Raw genomic sequence first — 15,193 nt, 5'->3', positions numbered from 1 at the left:
GCCGGGGTTCCTTCCGAACCCGTTCTCCGTCGTGATGGTGCGCCGGAGGCACAATACGTCGCGTCGACGGCCCGATCGTTCGGGTAGATCACTATGCCACTTTCACCTTTGAGACTCCGTCTCCTTGTTATCTCCCTGCTCACGGTTTCGTTCCTCGGGGCCCTGGACCACACCGTGGTGTCCACATCCCTGGCTACGGTTGCGGGTGAGCTGGGCGCGCTGAAGCTCATGAGCTGGGTTGTTGTGGGATACACCCTCGCGAGCACAGTGCTGCTGCCGGTGCTCGGCAAACTAGGTGATGTCCTGGGAGCCCGCCGGATCTTCCTCGGTTCGCTGGTGATGTTCCTGGCGGCCTCCCTGGCCTGCGGCTTCTCGCAGGACATGGCCTGGCTTATCGCCGCGCGCGTCCTGCAGGGGATGAGCTCCGCGGGCCTGCAGCTGATGTCGCAGACCATCATCGCCAGGGTCACCTCGCAGCGGGAACGTCCGCGCTACATGGCCATCATTGGCGCAGCTTTCCCCATCGCGGTCCTGGTTGGACCCGTTCTCGGCGGCGCCATCACCGATTACTGGGGATGGCAGTGGGTTTTCTGGATCAACATCCCGGTGGGCGCTGCAGCCCTGGCCCTTGCCCTGGTTGCCGTTCCCCACCTGGAGCCTGGCCCCATGCCCCGCCACTTCGATGTTGCCGGGGCGGCTGTATTTACCGCCGCACTGGTGGCCCTAGTCCTCGCCGCCACCTGGGCCGCAGAACGCAGCGCGGGCCCCGCCACCGCTGCCGCGCTCGCGGTCAGCATGCTGGGCTTTGTTGCCTTCTACTTTGTTGAGCGCCGCGCACCCGAACCCATCGTCCCCCTGCATTTCTTCGCCAACCGGACCATCGCGGCAGGCACCGCACTCTCGGCGATTATCGGCGTCGGCCTCTTCTCCATCACCGCCTATTTGCCCACATACGTCCAAATGGCGTACCAGACAACCGCCACCGTGTCCGGGCTCGTGCCCATCGCAACCGTGTTCGGCATGCTGACCAGCAACCTGCTCACCGGATGGCTGGCCAGCAGGACGGGGCGGTACCGGATCTTCCCCATCCTGGGAACATCGTTGGGGGCCGCCGGACTCTTTGTGATGGCGGTGCTGCCCGCCGGGCTTCCGCTGTGGGTTCCCATGATCGTCATGGCCGTTGTTGGGATGGGCACCGGCGCGTTCATGAGCCTGATCGTCACTGTGGTCCAGGGAGCTGTTCCCGCCAGCCAGACCGGCACCATCACCGCGACCATCAACCTGGTGCGGCAGGTGGGCTCAACAGTGGCGACGGCGATTATCGGCGGGGTGATCGGCTTCGGCGTGGCGGCCCTCTTGCCGGCGGGCCTGGACGCTTCCACCCTGACCCCGCAACTGGTCAAAGGGGCCGCTCCGGCAGTGCAGGCCAGCGTGGCTCAGATCTACGGCTCAGTCTTCGCCCCCATCTTTATTGCCTTGGCGGCCACGTACGCCGTGGGAATAGTCGCGGCGGTCCTGCTTCCGCACGGGCGCCTCTCCGACGAACCCGTTCCCGCCCCCCAAACAACTTCCGAATCCCTTTCGGCCTGATTTCAAAGGAGACATCATGTCCAACCCAACCATCGCCATCGTCGGCAGCGGGCCCATCGGCTCCACCTATGCGCGGGTGCTCCTCGAGCAGGTCCCGAACGCGCGGGTGGTGATGTTCGAAGCCGGACCGCAGGTGACGGAGGTTCCCGGCGAAAGCGTCCGCAACATTGCCGACCCTGGCGAAAAGGCTCGTGCGCGCGAAATGTCGCAGGGGCCGCAGGCCGGCGCCTACCGGGAGTCGCTCGGCATCCCGGCAGCCACAGTCACCGAGGGCATGTTCACCGCCCGCCAGGGAACCCACCTTCTGGACTTCGGCGGCGCGGGCTCCGCCCACGCCCCGAGTTTTCCCGCGGCGGCTGCGGCCACCAACGTGGGTGGCCAAGGTGCGCACTGGACCTGCGCGACGCCGTCGCCCGCCTTCAGTGAAAAAGTCCCCTTCATAGCTGACGACGAATGGGACGGTCTGATTGAGGACGCGAAGCAGCTGCTGCACGTCCACAGCGCAGCGTTTGCCGACTCCGCCGTTGGTGAGGCCATTCGGACCCTCCTCGATGAAGAGTTCGGCGCGGAGCTGCCGGAAGGGTACGGCGTGGGCACCCTTCCGGTTGCCGGGGACCCGCAGCCCGACGGCTCCGTGCGCTGGGCGGGGGCCGACGTCGTCCTCGGCCCGCTGATCGACAAGGACAGCCCGCTCTCGAAGCAGTTCGAACTCCGTGACCTCACCCTGGTCCGCCGCGTGGAACTGGACGGACACCGGGTCACCGGGGTCACCGTCGAGGACCTCCGCACCGGGGAGAAGTCATTCGTGGCAGCAGACATCGTGGTGGTGGCCGCCGATGCCTTCCGCTCCCCGCAGCTCCTCTGGGCATCCGGTGTGCGGCCGCAGGCCCTCGGCCACTACCTGACCGAGCATCCCGTGGTCATCTCCACGGTGGCGTTGGACGCCGAAAGGATGGGGCGGTACGCCACCGAAGAGGACCTTAAGGCCGAGCTGGCCCGGCGCGCACTGAACCCGGCAGACCCCGTCGCGGCGGTCAACCGCATCCCGTTCTCAGAGCCGGAACACCCCTTCTCCGTCCAGGTGATGTACACAGAGACCACGCCGTTCCCAATGGAGCCGGGAACCCCGTACTCCGAGAACCGCTGGGGCTACGTCAACATGGGCTACGGCATGCGCAAGCACCCGCGCTACGAGGATGCCGTCACGTTCGACGACAATGAGCCGGACTACCGGGGATTCCCCAACATGAGAATCGAGTATGCGCTCACAGAACGGGAAAACGCGGAAATCGCCGAGGCAACCGAGCGGCTGCGGCGGGCCGGCAAGGCCCTTGGCGCCTTCGTGGCCGAGCCCAGGCTCATGCCGAACGGCTCGAGCCTGCACTACCAGGGCACCATGCGCATGGGTGAAACCGACGACGGCACCTCGGTGGCGGATCCCTGGTCACGCGTGTGGGGCTACAACAACCTGGTGGTGGGCGGAAATGCGCTCATTCCGACGGCAACGGCCATGAATCCCACGCTGATGAGCGTGGCCATCGCCGTCCGCGGTGCCCGGAAGGTTGCTGAGGAGCTTGGTTCGCAGAGTGCCTAGGTCAGCTGCTCGTTGGGGCTCAGACGCCCGCCAGCTGTGGCCGGGCTGACGTCGAGGCACGGATAACCTGTGGGTATGAAGAACCTGGACCTCAACCTGCTGCCCCAACTGCAGGTCCTGCTGGAACTGCGCAACATCTCCCGGGCAGCCGAGAGGCTCCAGCTCAGCCAGCCGGCCACCAGCGCCGCAATGGCCAGGCTCCGGCGCCATTTCGACGACGAACTCCTGGTGCGGAACGGCCGCACCTATGACCTCACGCCCTTCGCACAGTCTCTGGTCCCGCTGGTTGATGAAGCCATGCTGCACATCCAGCGGGCCACGCGGGTGCGGTCCGGCTTCGACGCCGCCACGAGTGAGCGGGAGTTCATTATCGCCGCCTCGGACTACGCGGCGGCCCTGATCGTGGGGCCGCTGCGGGGGATCCTGCGCGAGGAGGCCCCCGGAGTGTCGGTGGATTTCGTTCCCACAGCCAAGTCCGGGATCCAGGGCCAGATGGCTGACTACTCAAAAATCGACCTGCTCGTCGGGCCCACGGGATACCAGATGCAGGGCGCCAGCAAGCAGCTGTTCCGGGACAGCTTTGTTGCTGTGGCTGACACCGGAAATCCCCTGCTCCAGCGGCCCCGGCTCACTGTGGAGGACCTGGCCACCGTTCCCCACGCCGTCGGCTATTTCGGTGAGGGAATCAGCACCCCGGCGGACAAGCTGTTCGAATCGCGAGGTATCCAGCGCCGCGTGGCGGCTGTGGTGGCCGGGTTCCTGTCCCTGCCACTCCTGGTGGAAGGGACAGACCTCGTGGCGCTCGTCCCCGGGATGCTGGCAGCACGGGCCCAGCGCGGCGCGGATATCGTTGTGCTGGGGTTCTCCGAAGGCGCTGAAGCGTCCCTCGTGGAAGCGATGTACTGGCACCCGTCCCAGGCGGAGGACCCTGCCAGCGTCTGGCTGCGTTCCGTGGTCCAGCGGGCCTGTTCGCGGCTGCACGAACTTTTCCCCATCACCGCGCACCCGGTAACTATCCACGCGGCGGATACCACCTAGAACCAAAGCGCCGTTCCCCATCCGGACCATCCCTGCGAAAGTCGAAGAAACGCACTTTCGAAAGGGATCCCCCATGCCTGTCTCCAGCCAGCGCCTCGACGGCAAGACCGCCGTCATCACCGGAACGGCCAGCGGCCAAGGCAGGGCGGCGGCGCTCGCCTTCGCCGAGGCGGGCGCCGTGGTGGTGGGCTGTGACATGGACGACGACGGCGCCGCGGCCACCGTCCGCCAGGTCACCGCCGCCGGGGGCCGGATGAGCAGCAGCCGGGTTGACCTCACAGACGAGGCCGCTGTGGCGGCATGGGCGCAGGACGTAGCCGCAAACCACGGCCAGGTGCACATCCTGTATGCCAACGCGGCGGTCACCCGCTTCGCCCCGGTGGAGCAGCTCACGTTTGCCGACTGGAAGTGGAATGTCGAACACGAGATGGATGTGGTGTTCCTGCCGGTCAAATACTTCTGGCCACAACTGATCCGGGTGCGGGACGCCGCCATCGTGCTGGTGGGATCCACGGCAGGAGTTAGCGGTTCCATGACCAACGGCCGGCTGGCCCACACCGCCACGAAGGGGGCCGTGGTGGCCATGACCAGGCAGCTCGCGGCCGAAGGGGCTCCGCATGGACTCCGCGTCAATACTGTCAGCCCCGGAATGATCCGCACCGCAGCGACCGAGGGCAACCTCCTGGCCGCCGACCACCCCATGCGGTCCATCGCCGGCAGCATCCCGTTGGGCCGGATCGGCACGCCGGAAGAAGTGGCCAAATGCGCGCTGTTCCTGGCCTCCGACGAAGCGTCATACGTGACGGGCGCCAACCTGATGGTCGACGGCGGCTGGTCGGCCGTGCTGCCGGGCTAGTTGGAATCGTGCACCGCGTCAGCGCATGGCGTCGGAGACAGACTTTGCTCCGCCGTGGCCCGACTGGCCGCCGTCCACCGGGATCTCGGCGCCGGTCACGAAGGACGAGAGCGGGCTGAGGAGGAACAGCACGACGCTGGCCACTTCCTCCACGCTTCCAGTGCGGCCCAGCGGGGTCTCGGCCAGGGTGGCCTGCCTGAATTCCGGCTTAGCGCTCGCCGTCATGGGCGTTTCGATGAAGCCCGGATGGACAGTATTAACGCGGATCCCCCGCGGGCCGAGTTCCATGGCGGCCACCTGCGAGAGTCCCCGCAACGCCCACTTGCTGGCGGTGTAGGCCACCGGATAGTGCGCGGTCAGGCCTGCGACGGAACCGACATTGACGATGGATGCGGCACTGCCCATCAGCGGTGCGAGCGCCTGGATCCCCAGCAGGCATCCGGCGACATTGACTTCATAGACGCGCTGCAGGTCAGCCACAGAGGCATCCAGCAACCGGCTCCGCTGGGTGATGCCTGCATTGTTGACCAACCCGTCCACCTGCCACCCATGGGACTCGATCCAGGAAGCGAGTTCGGACCAGCCGGAGGCATCGCTGACGTCCAGCTGCCGGTACACCAGCGCACCGGCCGAAGGCAATGACATGGCGGCCAGCTCGGCCGGTTTGTCCACTGCTAGGTCTGTGGCAATGACGCGGGCCCCGGCCTCCACCAGCATGCGAGCCTCGGCAGCGCCCTGGCCCTGGCCAGCGCCGGTGACCACCACGGTCCGGCCATCGAGCTGAAGGGAGACCACCCTACGTCCCGGAAGGAACCGCAGCGGCAACCCGGTTGCGCGGACGCTGCCGGGCACGCACCAGAGTCCCGGCGTTACGGCGTTCACCTACCGTGTTCTCTATGGTCCCGATGCCTTCCACCGTCATGCGGACCACGTCTCCCGTCTTCAGCGGCGGGGGAGTCTTCGCGCCGTTCCGTCCCCAGAGCTCCGCGAGGCAACCGCTGCCGCACGTGCCGGAGCCCAGCACATCGCCGGGCCGGACCACGGAGTCCTGCGAGGCGTAGGCCACTAGCTCGGCGAACGGCCAACCCATATTGGACAGCAGGTCCTGGCCGATGGCTTTCCCGTTGACTTCCACGGCCATGGAGATCGGCAGGAACCCTTCGGCGTCGTGCAGGTCCTCGAACTCATCCGCGGTGACAATCCAAGGCCCCAGCGTATTGGCGAAGTCTTTGCCCTTGCACGGCCCCAGGCTGACTCTCATCTCCCGGCGCTGCAGGTCCCGCGCCGACCAGTCGTTGAGGACGGTGTAGCCGAAAATGTGCCGGTGCGCCTCCGCTGCAGTCAGGTTCCGGCCGTCGCTTCCGGGGACGCGCCCGACGACGGCGGCGACTTCGGTTTCAAAGTCCAGATCCTCGCAACCCGCCGGAATACCAATCACCTCGCCGGTGCCGGTCACCGTATGCGGGTTGGTGAAGTAAAAGGTGGGCGCCTCGTACCATTCGGGCACCACGCCGGCCACGCCGTCGATGCTTTTCCGCACGCCTTCGACGTGTTCCTCGAACGCGACAAAATCCCGGATGGTGGCGGGCGCCAGTGGGGCGAGCAGCCGCACGTCCGCCAGTCTAACGGCCGGGCCAGACCCGATGATCCGCCGGGCCAAACCCAGGGTCTCCTCGAGCCCTGCTTCCAGGAGTGTCTGGACCGTGTGGCCTGCGGGGAGGGCATAGCAGTTACCGCCGTCAACGAAGCCGGACTGCGTCCCGCCGTCGTGGTTCCAGCTAGCAATCTTGACCATAAAAAAGTCCTTAAGCTGTGCGGCGGGCGGCGAGGAGGGAAGCGGGCGTGATGCCGAGGGCAGCGGCGTTGCCGGACAGCACCCTGGCCTCGTCCTCGGCGGAAAGCTGTGCCTCGATGACCTCGGCCGCGGGGCGGTCGGAGCCCATGTCGAACGGGTAGTCCGAGCCCAGCAGGACCTGCTCCGGGCCAGCGGCGGCCACGAGCGCCCGCAGTTCAGCCGGGCTGTGGACCAGGGAGTCGAAGAACAGCTTCTTCACATACGACGACGGCGGCTCAGCACAGCCGCGTGCCTCCGGCCGGACCCTCCAGGCGCGATCGGAGCGGCCAAGGCTGGTGGGAAGGTAGCCGCCGCCGTGCGCGGCCAGAACCAACAGGCTCGGGTGCCGGTCCAGGACACCGCTGAAGATCAGGTGGGACAGGGCCACCGCGTTTTCCGCGGGCTGGGAGACGGTGTTGGCGAGGTAGAAGCGGTCCAGCCGCTCGTCCAGCGAGCAGCCGAACGGGTGCAGGAAGACCAGGGCACCAAGCTCCTCGGCCCGGCTCCAGAACGGTTCCAGCCTGGGGTCGGACAGCTCAACGGTGCTGCGCTCCGGGTCGGCGGGGGTGGCGGCGAACGAGCCGATTTCCACGCCTAGCAACCCGCACTCCAGCATGGCGTGTTCCAGGGCTTCGACCATCAAGGAAGGGTGCTGCAGCGGGACCAGGCCCAGGCCGTTCAGCCGTTCCGGGGCGCGGGCCACGAACTCCCGCACCGCCTGGTTGGCGGCCCTGGCAACCTGCAGGGCCAGCTCTTCCGCGGCGAAATAGTAGAAGTGCGACGGCGACGGCGAGACGAGCTGCACGTCCACGCCTTGGGCGTCCATGTCCGCAAGACGGCGGTCCAGGTCCGTCAGCTGCGGCCAGCGCTCCTTGATCATTTTTCCCGAAGCGGCCATCGACTCTGGTCCGTTGCGCCGGACTTCCAGAGCCTGTTGAGCGCCGAAGCCCTCGGGATCAGCTTCGGCCACCAATTGCTGCAGGGCCGGAAGCAGGATGTGGGCGTGGACGTCCACGGTGGGTTTTTCAGCAGGGCCGGTGCTCATGCGGGCTCCCTAACCAAGCTGGAGACTGAATGCATGAGGCCCGGAACGTTGGCGTCCCGGACGCCGTCGAGCATCCACTGGCCCAGCTGGACGGAGGCGTCGACCACTGCTTTTGCCCGGTCCAGTCGGCGGTCGGTGAACTCTTTCCAGAGTGTCTCGGTGATCTCGTCGGCGCCGATCAGGAGATCGGCCAGCACGGCTGCGTCTTCCATTGCCATGGCAGCACCTTGCGCGATGGTTGGCGGGCAGCTGTGGGCGGCGTCGCCGATGATGACGGTGCGGCCGCGGTTCCACGGCCCGTCCACCAGGTGGGTAGTGAACCAGGTGTAGTTGATACGGGCGCTCTGGTCCAGGTTGGCGCGGATCTCGTTCCATGGGCCGCCGTAGGCTGCGGCGAGTTCGGCCATAATGCGCGGGCCGTCCTCGTGTTTGCGCTCCTGGGCCCTTTCCACGAGGTAGGCATAGATGGTGTCAGGGCCGGTGGGGCAGTAGCCGGCAATAAAGCAAGGGCCGCCGTACGTCAGGTCGGTGCGGACCACGTCCTGCGGCCGTTCCACGAACGCGCGCCAGATGCCCATGCCCGTGGACCGGGGTTCAACATCGATGCCGATGGCCTTGCGGACAGCTGAGTGCAGGCCGTCGGCGCCGATCAGGAGGTCGTAGCGGTCGGTGCCGCCGTCGGAGGTGCTCACGGTGACGGAACCGCCGTCGTCCGTTATTTCGGTGACCGTCTTGCCGTAGCTGATCCGTGCGCCTGCCTGCCCGGCACGCTCGCGGAGGATGGCGGTGAGGTCGGGGCGGTACATGCCCAGGGTGGCTGGGAGGTCGTCGCCGCCGGTCCGCATGTCATCCAATACGGCGATGACGGTGCCGGCGGGGTCTGGGGCGCGCAGGCCGAGGGTGCTGAACGCGTAGCCCTTCGCCTCGATTTGCTCCCAGACGCCCAGCTGGCGGAGGACCCGCAGGGCGTTCCCCTGCAATGTGATTCCAGAGCCAAGGGTTTGCGGGGCATCGGCCTTCTCCAGGATTTCAACCTGGATTCCCGCGTCGGCCAGCAGGATGGCGGCGGTCAGTCCCGCGGCTCCCGCCCCGACGATTCCGACGTTCTGTACTGCTGCCATCGCTGACTCCTTTGTATTGACGGCCTGACTGATGATGGTTGTCGTGCTGTTGTACTGAAAGCTACCGGAGGGCGATCGGGTTGACGGGCGATCCGACGGCGCCGGTAATGGGCAGGGGCGCCGCGGTGAGCAGGAAGTCGTACCTGCCGTCTGCCGCGCAAGCCTCCGCGAGGCCGTCCGGGTCCCACATTTCGCCGAGGAACAGCCCAAGGTTGGGGATGGCGATCTGGTGGAGGGGCTGGAAGGCGCCGTCGAACTCGTTGGGCCGGACCTCGAAACCCCAGGTGTCCGTGGCGATCCCCGCGATTTCACTGCGGTGAAGCCAGGGTGCGGTGCTGAAGGACAGCCCCGGGGCTGAGCCGCCGGCGTAGTCGCCCCAGCCGTCGCGGCGCACCCGGGTGTGCTGTCCGGTGCGGATCACCAGGATGTCGCCCCGGCCAACCTTTGAGCTGGGGCCCTGCAGGTCGATGGTCCGCTGGAGGTGTTCGGGGGTGATGGCGAAACCGTCCGGCAGCTCGCCGTCGTTCCTTCCCAGTTCGGGTCCGAGCGCGCGGCCGACGTCCAGCAGGACGCCGCGGGTGACGATCTTGGCCGCGGCGGTTTCGATGCCGGTGACCAGGTCGCCTTCGGAGGTGACCACGTCCCCTGCGGCGCGGCCGTTCCAGGCCTTGCCCTGGTCGAAGATGTGGCCGAGGCCGTCCCACTGGGTGGAGCACTGCAGCGGCATGGCAATGACGTCGTCCGCGCCGCCGAAGCCGTGCGGGAAGCCCTGGTTGCCGCGTTCGGCGTCCACGCCGGTGTCGGTCATGGTGTGGACAGGGTTGGTGCGTCGCCGCCAGCCCTTCTGCGGGCCGTTGGTGTCGAACGGCTGGGACAGCGAGAAGGCCTCGCCCGTCTTTACCAGGGCTGCTGCTTCAATGCGCTTGTCCGCGTCGATGAAGTTCAGGGTCCCAAGGACGTCGTCCTGGCCCCAGCGGCCCCAGTTGTTGTGGGATTCGGCCATGGCGCGGATGCTGCCGAGCGGATCCTCACGCCGGATGACCGGGGAATCGGTGGCTGATTCCCCGGTGCCGGTGGTGGTTGGTGCTGTGTCCTGGCTGGTCACTGCTGGCTGCCTTCAGTGACAACTTCGTCCTTGCAATGGATGAGCTGGGTGCCCAGGCCCGTAATGGTGCCCTCCATGACGTCGCCGTCCTGGAGCAGCCTTCCCCAGTGCTGGCCGTTGCCGGCGGGGCTTCCGGTGAGCACCAGGTCTCCCGGGCGCAGCGGCATGATCTGGGAGGCCTCGCTGATCAGCTTGGCGACACCGAAGATCATGTCTGAGGTGGACTCGTCCTGCATGGCCTTGCCGTTGAGCTTCAGCGTGACCTGGACGTCCTGCGGGTCGCCGAAGAACTTGGCGGGTACCAGCAGCGGTCCGGTGGGCAGGAAGCCGGGGGCGTTCTTGGCGCGGTACCAGTCCGAGCCGATCGCCGGCATGTCCTTGCGGAACACGTACTCACGGGTTGTGATGTCGTTGACCATGGTGTAGCCGAAGACGTAGTCCAGGGCTTCCTCGGGGGTGACCCGGAACGCCGTCCTGCCGATCACCGCGGCCAGTTCAAGTTCCCAGTCGTGGGACTTGGAGTAGGCAGGAAGAGTGAGGTCGTCCGTGGCGGACGCGATCGCCGTCGGCAGCCCGATGAAGAAGTACGGCGTTCCCTGGCCCGCGCGCTTGTCCATCATCGCGGCGGTCCGGTCCCGGACTTCGTCCTCGTCCTGGCCGGGTTCGCGGTGGGCTGCGGCGAGGTCGATGACGTGCTTGCGGTAGTTGGCGCCGGTCTGAAGGACCTGGACAGGCTCTACCGGGGCGAGGACCTCGATGTCGGCCATCGCCAGGCCGGTGTCCTCGCCGGCCGATGCGGCGATGGCGTCCAGCTGGCTCTCGGTGGTGTCCCAGTGCTCGATCAGTGTATTGATCTCCTCATTCAGGGCCACGACGCGGTCGCCGACCAGCAGGCCCGCGCGGGCCTTGCTGTCACCGGTCTCCTGGAACCGGATGAGTGCATATTGTGTTTCGGCCATGGTGTCCTAGCCCCGTCCCTGCTTGGCGTAGGGGTTCAGGAGGGCTTCCTTCATTTCGGGGGAGGCGCCTTCTTCGGTGGCGGTAAAGCCTTCCGCGGGAGGGAAGGACTCGGTCATGGAGTGCGGCATGGCGCCGTTTTTGTAGAAGTTGTTGGAGCCTTCGGAGGGCTTCCAGGTGTTGGCTTCCCAGTCCGGGACGTAGTTGCGGTATCCGCCGGAGTTGAGCTCGACGCGCAGGCCAGAGGGGTCGCGGAAGTAGAGGAAGTTTTGCTCGCCCACGCCGTGGATGGAGGGGCCGTATTCCATGGCGGTGCCGTTTTCCATCATGACATCCGCGGTGCGCAGCAGGTCTTCGGTGGCGTCCACCCAGAAGGCGATGTGGTTCACGCGTCCCGCGCGGCTGGAGGTGTCCAGGACGACGCCCAGGTCGTGGGACTTTTCGTTGGTCGTGAGCACGGAGAAGACGGTGATGGGTGCCTCGTCCAGGTCCACGAAGGCCATGACGCGGAAGCCCAGGGCCTCGTTGTACCACTTGGCGAAGCCTCGGACATCGGAGGAGGCCACGGTGACGTGGTCCAGGAAGCGGGGCGCTGCGGCGTGGCTGCTGCGGCGCTCCGGCCGGTCCGGGTAGGTGGATTCAAAACCGGGCTCAGCCACGAACTTCTCAACGTCGAAGAAGAGGCGCATGGGGTGGCCATAGGGGCCGGTGAATTCGTAGGCCTTGCCGTAGCCGTGGCCGCCGGCGGTCCAGCTGCCCTGGACACCGGTTGCTTCGACGCGCTGGGCTGCGGCTTCCAGGGCGGTCTGGGAGTTGGCGCGCCAGGCCATCCGGCCCAGGGAAGCTTCCGGACCTTCGGTGAGGACCAGGCTGTAGCGGTAGTAGTCACCCCAGCAGCGCAGGTAGACGTTGCCGTCCACCCGGTCGATGATGCGCATGCCGAACTTTTCCTCGTAGAACCGTGCCGAGGCTTCGACGTCGGGAGTGGTGATCTCGAGGTGGGCAAGATGGGAGAGGGGAGTTTCCACGTTGAATTCCTTCTAAGTACTGATTGCCTTGAGTGGGGTCGCTGCAGGTCTAGTAACCAGACTGAGGCAAGAGAGGTATTCGGTGAAGAGGCGTTTACTGATGCCACCTATTTGTATGGCGGATAGTTGGCCTGAGGGGTCGATCCGCGCGCAACGCCGTACCGGCTGCTCCGGCTTTTGAACCAGTGTCGGGTGAACCAGTGTCGGGTTCCTAGCCCGCCGCGGGCGCGGTGCGGGTGGTTGTGCCGAGGCCCGCGGGGTCGGCCAGGAACGGGGTAAACGCCAGCTCCGCGGCCCCGATCATCATCAGGTCAGAACCGAGCGCTGCACGGTAGATCTCGACCTGCCCGGCGGGGCCGTCCATTGCCTGGGACAGCAGCACTCCGTCCACCGACTCCGGTGCGAGGGCGTACAGCGTTCCCAGGAAGCCGTCCAGGACGATTGCCTCGGGGTTGAAAATGTTCACGGCATTGCGCAGGGCTATGTCCAGGAACATGAGCTGGCGTGCCACTTCGTCGTTCACCTCAGCACTGCTGCTGGTTGCCAGCGCCTTTTCGAGGTCGGCGGTGTCGCCGCGGCTTAGCCCGGCCGGTTCGAGGAGGCGGGACTGGGAGACTTCGGTTTCCAGGCAGCCGGTGGCGCCGCAGTGGCAGCGCTTTCCTCCGGAGCGGACAAAGGTATGGCCGATCTCCCCTGCGTAGCCGGAGGCGCCCCTGAGCAATTGCCCGTCGGAGATGATTCCGCCGCCGATGCCGCTGGCGCCGCCGTTGAGGTAGATCAGGTTCCCCTGCCCGGCGCCGGCGCCGAAAATCAGCTCCGCTTCGGCGCCGAGGGAGGCGTCGTTCGCGGCCTGGCACGGATAGCCGGTGGCTTCGCTCAGCATTCGGGCGACCGGCTCGTTCCGCCAGCCCAGGTGCGGAGCGTGCCGGACCACGCCGTCGTCGCGGTTGACCAGGCCCGGCACGGCCATGCCAATGCCCGTGATCCGGTAGGACGCATCCAGCTCGGAGCGCATCCCGGCGATCACGGCCGATGCGATATTCACCGCTTCGCGGGCGCTCGGTATCCGTTCCGTGTCGAAGCGGATCTTCTTTTGCACCTTCCCCCCGAGACTGACCAGGCCGATAGTGACGGCGTCGATTTCTGGGTTGACTGCCAACGCCGCGACCGACGGGCTCGGATGGACGTTCGGACTCGGCCTGCCGACGTGCCCTTCGCCGGCGGGCGCCGTTTCATAGACTAGGCCCAACGCAACGAGCTGTCCGATCAGCGTCCCGACGGTGGAACGGTTCAGTCCCGTGTGCCGGGTCAGTTGGGCACGGCTGAGGACGCCGTGGTGGTGGACGAGGGAGGTCAGCAGCGACAAATTGTTGCGGCGGGACGGATCCGGCTCCCTCGCCGCCGCGGAAGCAAGAGTACGTGGAGGCATCATCGTGACACTATCAGCGGCCGGCCACCGCGCGGTCCAGGAAGGCGTTGCGGAATTTCTCATCCGAATCCAGCCGGAGGTCTTGCGGTTCCGACGCAGTGCGCGGATGGGTTTCGTAGCTGAGGTTTTCCGGCCAGTTGCGTTCGGTCACCATCTGATCAATCACGGTGGGATCCTTCCCCCAAGGGCCTCATTGCTTGATCTGCCGGCCAAATTGCTGTTACGAACAACTTAACATTCACCCACCCGCAGGGCCAGAGCCGGGTATCCATTCCGTGCTTGGTGGGGTTGACACCGCAAAAATTCATAATATGTTTGGGTCAAGAACAATTCCCTCTGGTTCCCCGCCAGCCGCGCAACAGCAGCCACACCTACCTTCGGAGCATTCAATGGCGATTCAGCCCACCCGTGACGACAAGTTTTCCTTCGGCCTCTGGACAGTGGGCTGGGAGGCCCAGGACCAGTTCGGCTCCGCCACCCGCCCGCCGCTGGACACGGTGGAAGCCGTCAACAGGCTCAGCGACCTCGGCGCCTACGGCATCACCTTCCACGACAACGACCTCTTTCCCTTCGGCTGCTCCGCGGCTGACCGCCAGCGCGAAATCGACCGGCTGACCGGCGCGCTGAAGGCCACCGGCATGATCGTCCCGATGGTCACCACCAACCTCTTCAGCCACCCCGTCTTCAAGGACGGCGGCTTCACCAGCAACGACCGCGGCGTCCGGCGCTTCGCCCTGCGCAAGGTCCTGGACAACATTGACCTCGCCGCCGAGCTGGGTGCGGAAACCTTCGTCATGTGGGGCGGCCGGGAAGGCAGCGAATATGACGCCGCCAAGGACATCCGCGGCGCCCTGGAACGCTACCGCGAAGCCGTGAACCTGCTGGGCGACTACGTCACGGACAAGGGCTACAACATCCGGTTCGCCATCGAGCCCAAGCCCAACGAACCCCGCGGCGACATCCTCCTGCCCACCCTCGGCCACGCCCTGGCGTTCATCGAAACCCTCGAGCGCCCCGAACTGGTGGGCATCAACCCCGAGACCGGGCACGAGCAGATGGCCGGACTGAACTTCACCCACGGCATCGCCCAGGCGCTCTACCAGGGCAAGCTCTTCCACATCGACCTCAACGGCCAGCGCAGCATCAAGTTCGACCAGGACCTGGTGTTCGGCCACGGCGACCTGCAGAACGCGTTCTCGCTCGTGGACCTGCTCGAAAACGGCGGCCCCGACGGCGGGCCGGCCTACGACGGCCCGCGCCACTTCGACTACAAGCCCAGCCGCACCGAGGACATCGACGGCGTGTGGGACTCCGCGGCCGCCAACATGCAGACCTACCTGCTGCTCAAGGAACGCGCCAAGGCCTTCCGCGCCGACCCCGAGGTCCAGGCCGCGCTGCAGGCCTCCCGCGTGGCGGAAATCAACGAACCCACCCTCAACCCGGGCGAAGGCTACGAACAGCTCCGCGCGGACCGCGCCTCCTACGAGGACTTCGACGCCGACGCCTACTTCGGCGGCAAGGGCTTCGGTTTCGTGAAGCTGCAGCAGCTCTTCATCGAGCACCTGCTCGGCGCCCGCTAAGACCGTGACGGCTGCT

The 15,193-nt window shown here is 66.5% G+C and carries 14 protein-coding genes; 5 read left to right on the top strand and 9 right to left on the bottom strand.

The annotated features are described in order from the left end of the window. Nucleotides 1-108: 108 nt before the first annotated feature. From AC1DNG_RS13860 to AC1DNG_RS13845, 4 genes are all read left to right on the top strand, one after another. Nucleotides 109-1,590: an MFS transporter gene (locus tag AC1DNG_RS13860; protein ID WP_476857617.1), complete on the top strand. Its 1,482-nt coding sequence runs from the start codon at nucleotides 109-111 to the stop codon at nucleotides 1,588-1,590. A 16-nt stretch (nucleotides 1,591-1,606) separates the two neighbouring features. Beyond that, entirely contained in the window at nucleotides 1,607-3,184 is a 1,578-nt protein-coding gene (locus tag AC1DNG_RS13855) for a GMC oxidoreductase (RefSeq protein ID WP_476887615.1), read from the top strand. Nucleotides 3,185-3,259: 75 nt separating this feature from the next. Beyond that, nucleotides 3,260-4,222: a LysR family transcriptional regulator gene (locus AC1DNG_RS13850; protein WP_476887614.1), complete on the top strand. Its 963-nt coding sequence runs from the start codon at nucleotides 3,260-3,262 to the stop codon at nucleotides 4,220-4,222. 73 nt (nucleotides 4,223-4,295) lie between these two features. Continuing rightward, complete coding sequence (locus AC1DNG_RS13845; RefSeq protein ID WP_476887613.1) at nucleotides 4,296-5,078, top strand: SDR family NAD(P)-dependent oxidoreductase; 783 nt, start codon at nucleotides 4,296-4,298, stop codon at nucleotides 5,076-5,078. Nucleotides 5,079-5,096: 18 nt separating this feature from the next. Here the strand turns inward: AC1DNG_RS13845 and AC1DNG_RS13840 are convergent, their stop codons facing one another. The 9 genes from AC1DNG_RS13840 to AC1DNG_RS13800 form a co-directional block, all read right to left on the bottom strand. Then, nucleotides 5,097-5,873: an SDR family NAD(P)-dependent oxidoreductase gene (locus tag AC1DNG_RS13840; RefSeq protein ID WP_476887612.1), complete on the bottom strand. Its 777-nt coding sequence runs from the start codon at nucleotides 5,871-5,873 to the stop codon at nucleotides 5,097-5,099. 1 nt (nucleotide 5,874) lies between these two features. Next, nucleotides 5,875-6,873, bottom strand: coding sequence for a fumarylacetoacetate hydrolase family protein (locus tag AC1DNG_RS13835; RefSeq protein ID WP_476887611.1), 999 nt, complete (start codon nucleotides 6,871-6,873; stop codon nucleotides 5,875-5,877). Nucleotides 6,874-6,883: 10 nt separating this feature from the next. Beyond that, a complete protein-coding gene (locus AC1DNG_RS13830; RefSeq protein ID WP_476887610.1) occupies nucleotides 6,884-7,957 on the bottom strand; it encodes an amidohydrolase family protein in 1,074 nt (357 codons plus the stop codon). Beyond that, the gene (locus AC1DNG_RS13825; RefSeq protein WP_476871428.1) at nucleotides 7,954-9,078 is read right to left on the bottom strand and encodes an FAD-dependent monooxygenase; all 1,125 of its coding nucleotides are present in this window, start codon (nucleotides 9,076-9,078) and stop codon (nucleotides 7,954-7,956) included. Before AC1DNG_RS13825 ends, AC1DNG_RS13830 begins: the two co-directional genes overlap by 4 nt. 61 nt (nucleotides 9,079-9,139) lie before the next feature. Next, nucleotides 9,140-10,183 carry a cyclase family protein gene (locus tag AC1DNG_RS13820; RefSeq protein WP_476887609.1) on the bottom strand — a complete coding sequence of 348 codons (1,044 nt, stop codon included), beginning with the start codon at nucleotides 10,181-10,183 and terminating at the stop codon, nucleotides 9,140-9,142. Beyond that, nucleotides 10,180-11,142 (bottom strand): fumarylacetoacetate hydrolase family protein, encoded by a 963-nt coding sequence (locus tag AC1DNG_RS13815; protein WP_476871427.1) that lies wholly within the window; start codon nucleotides 11,140-11,142, stop codon nucleotides 10,180-10,182. Before AC1DNG_RS13815 ends, AC1DNG_RS13820 begins: the two co-directional genes overlap by 4 nt. A 6-nt stretch (nucleotides 11,143-11,148) precedes the next feature. After that, nucleotides 11,149-12,168, bottom strand: coding sequence for a VOC family protein (locus tag AC1DNG_RS13810; protein WP_476857609.1), 1,020 nt, complete (start codon nucleotides 12,166-12,168; stop codon nucleotides 11,149-11,151). A gap of 211 nt (nucleotides 12,169-12,379) precedes the next feature. Further along, complete coding sequence (locus AC1DNG_RS13805) at nucleotides 12,380-13,600, bottom strand: ROK family transcriptional regulator (protein ID WP_476887608.1); 1,221 nt, start codon at nucleotides 13,598-13,600, stop codon at nucleotides 12,380-12,382. Nucleotides 13,601-13,610: 10 nt separating this feature from the next. Beyond that, on the bottom strand, nucleotides 13,611-13,763 hold the full coding sequence (locus tag AC1DNG_RS13800; RefSeq protein WP_230010248.1) for a hypothetical protein: 153 nt from the start codon (nucleotides 13,761-13,763) through the stop codon (nucleotides 13,611-13,613). Between the two features lie 223 nt (nucleotides 13,764-13,986). Here AC1DNG_RS13800 and xylA point away from each other — a divergent pair, with 223 nt between their 5' ends. After that, nucleotides 13,987-15,177, top strand: coding sequence for a xylose isomerase (gene xylA / locus AC1DNG_RS13795; RefSeq protein ID WP_223981120.1), 1,191 nt, complete (start codon nucleotides 13,987-13,989; stop codon nucleotides 15,175-15,177). The last annotated feature ends 16 nt before the right edge of the window (nucleotides 15,178-15,193 follow it).

This window comes from Arthrobacter sp. 01T425 (genome assembly GCF_056398725.1).
This window is presented reverse-complemented; position numbering and strand designations above follow the sequence as displayed.

Coding starts and splice junctions, on each gene's coding strand:
- AC1DNG_RS13830 (WP_476887610.1), bottom strand. CDS start 7,957: ATGAGCACCGGCCCTGCTGAAAAACCCACCGTGGACGTCCACGCCCAC.
- AC1DNG_RS13815 (WP_476871427.1), bottom strand. CDS start 11,142: ATGGCCGAAACACAATATGCACTCATCCGGTTCCAGGAGACCGGTGAC.
- AC1DNG_RS13835 (WP_476887611.1), bottom strand. CDS start 6,873: ATGGTCAAGATTGCTAGCTGGAACCACGACGGCGGGACGCAGTCCGGC.
- AC1DNG_RS13855 (WP_476887615.1), top strand. CDS start 1,607: ATGTCCAACCCAACCATCGCCATCGTCGGCAGCGGGCCCATCGGCTCC.
- AC1DNG_RS13850 (WP_476887614.1), top strand. CDS start 3,260: ATGAAGAACCTGGACCTCAACCTGCTGCCCCAACTGCAGGTCCTGCTG.
- xylA (WP_223981120.1), top strand. CDS start 13,987: ATGGCGATTCAGCCCACCCGTGACGACAAGTTTTCCTTCGGCCTCTGG.
- AC1DNG_RS13845 (WP_476887613.1), top strand. CDS start 4,296: ATGCCTGTCTCCAGCCAGCGCCTCGACGGCAAGACCGCCGTCATCACC.
- AC1DNG_RS13825 (WP_476871428.1), bottom strand. CDS start 9,078: ATGGCAGCAGTACAGAACGTCGGAATCGTCGGGGCGGGAGCCGCGGGA.
- AC1DNG_RS13805 (WP_476887608.1), bottom strand. CDS start 13,600: ATGATGCCTCCACGTACTCTTGCTTCCGCGGCGGCGAGGGAGCCGGAT.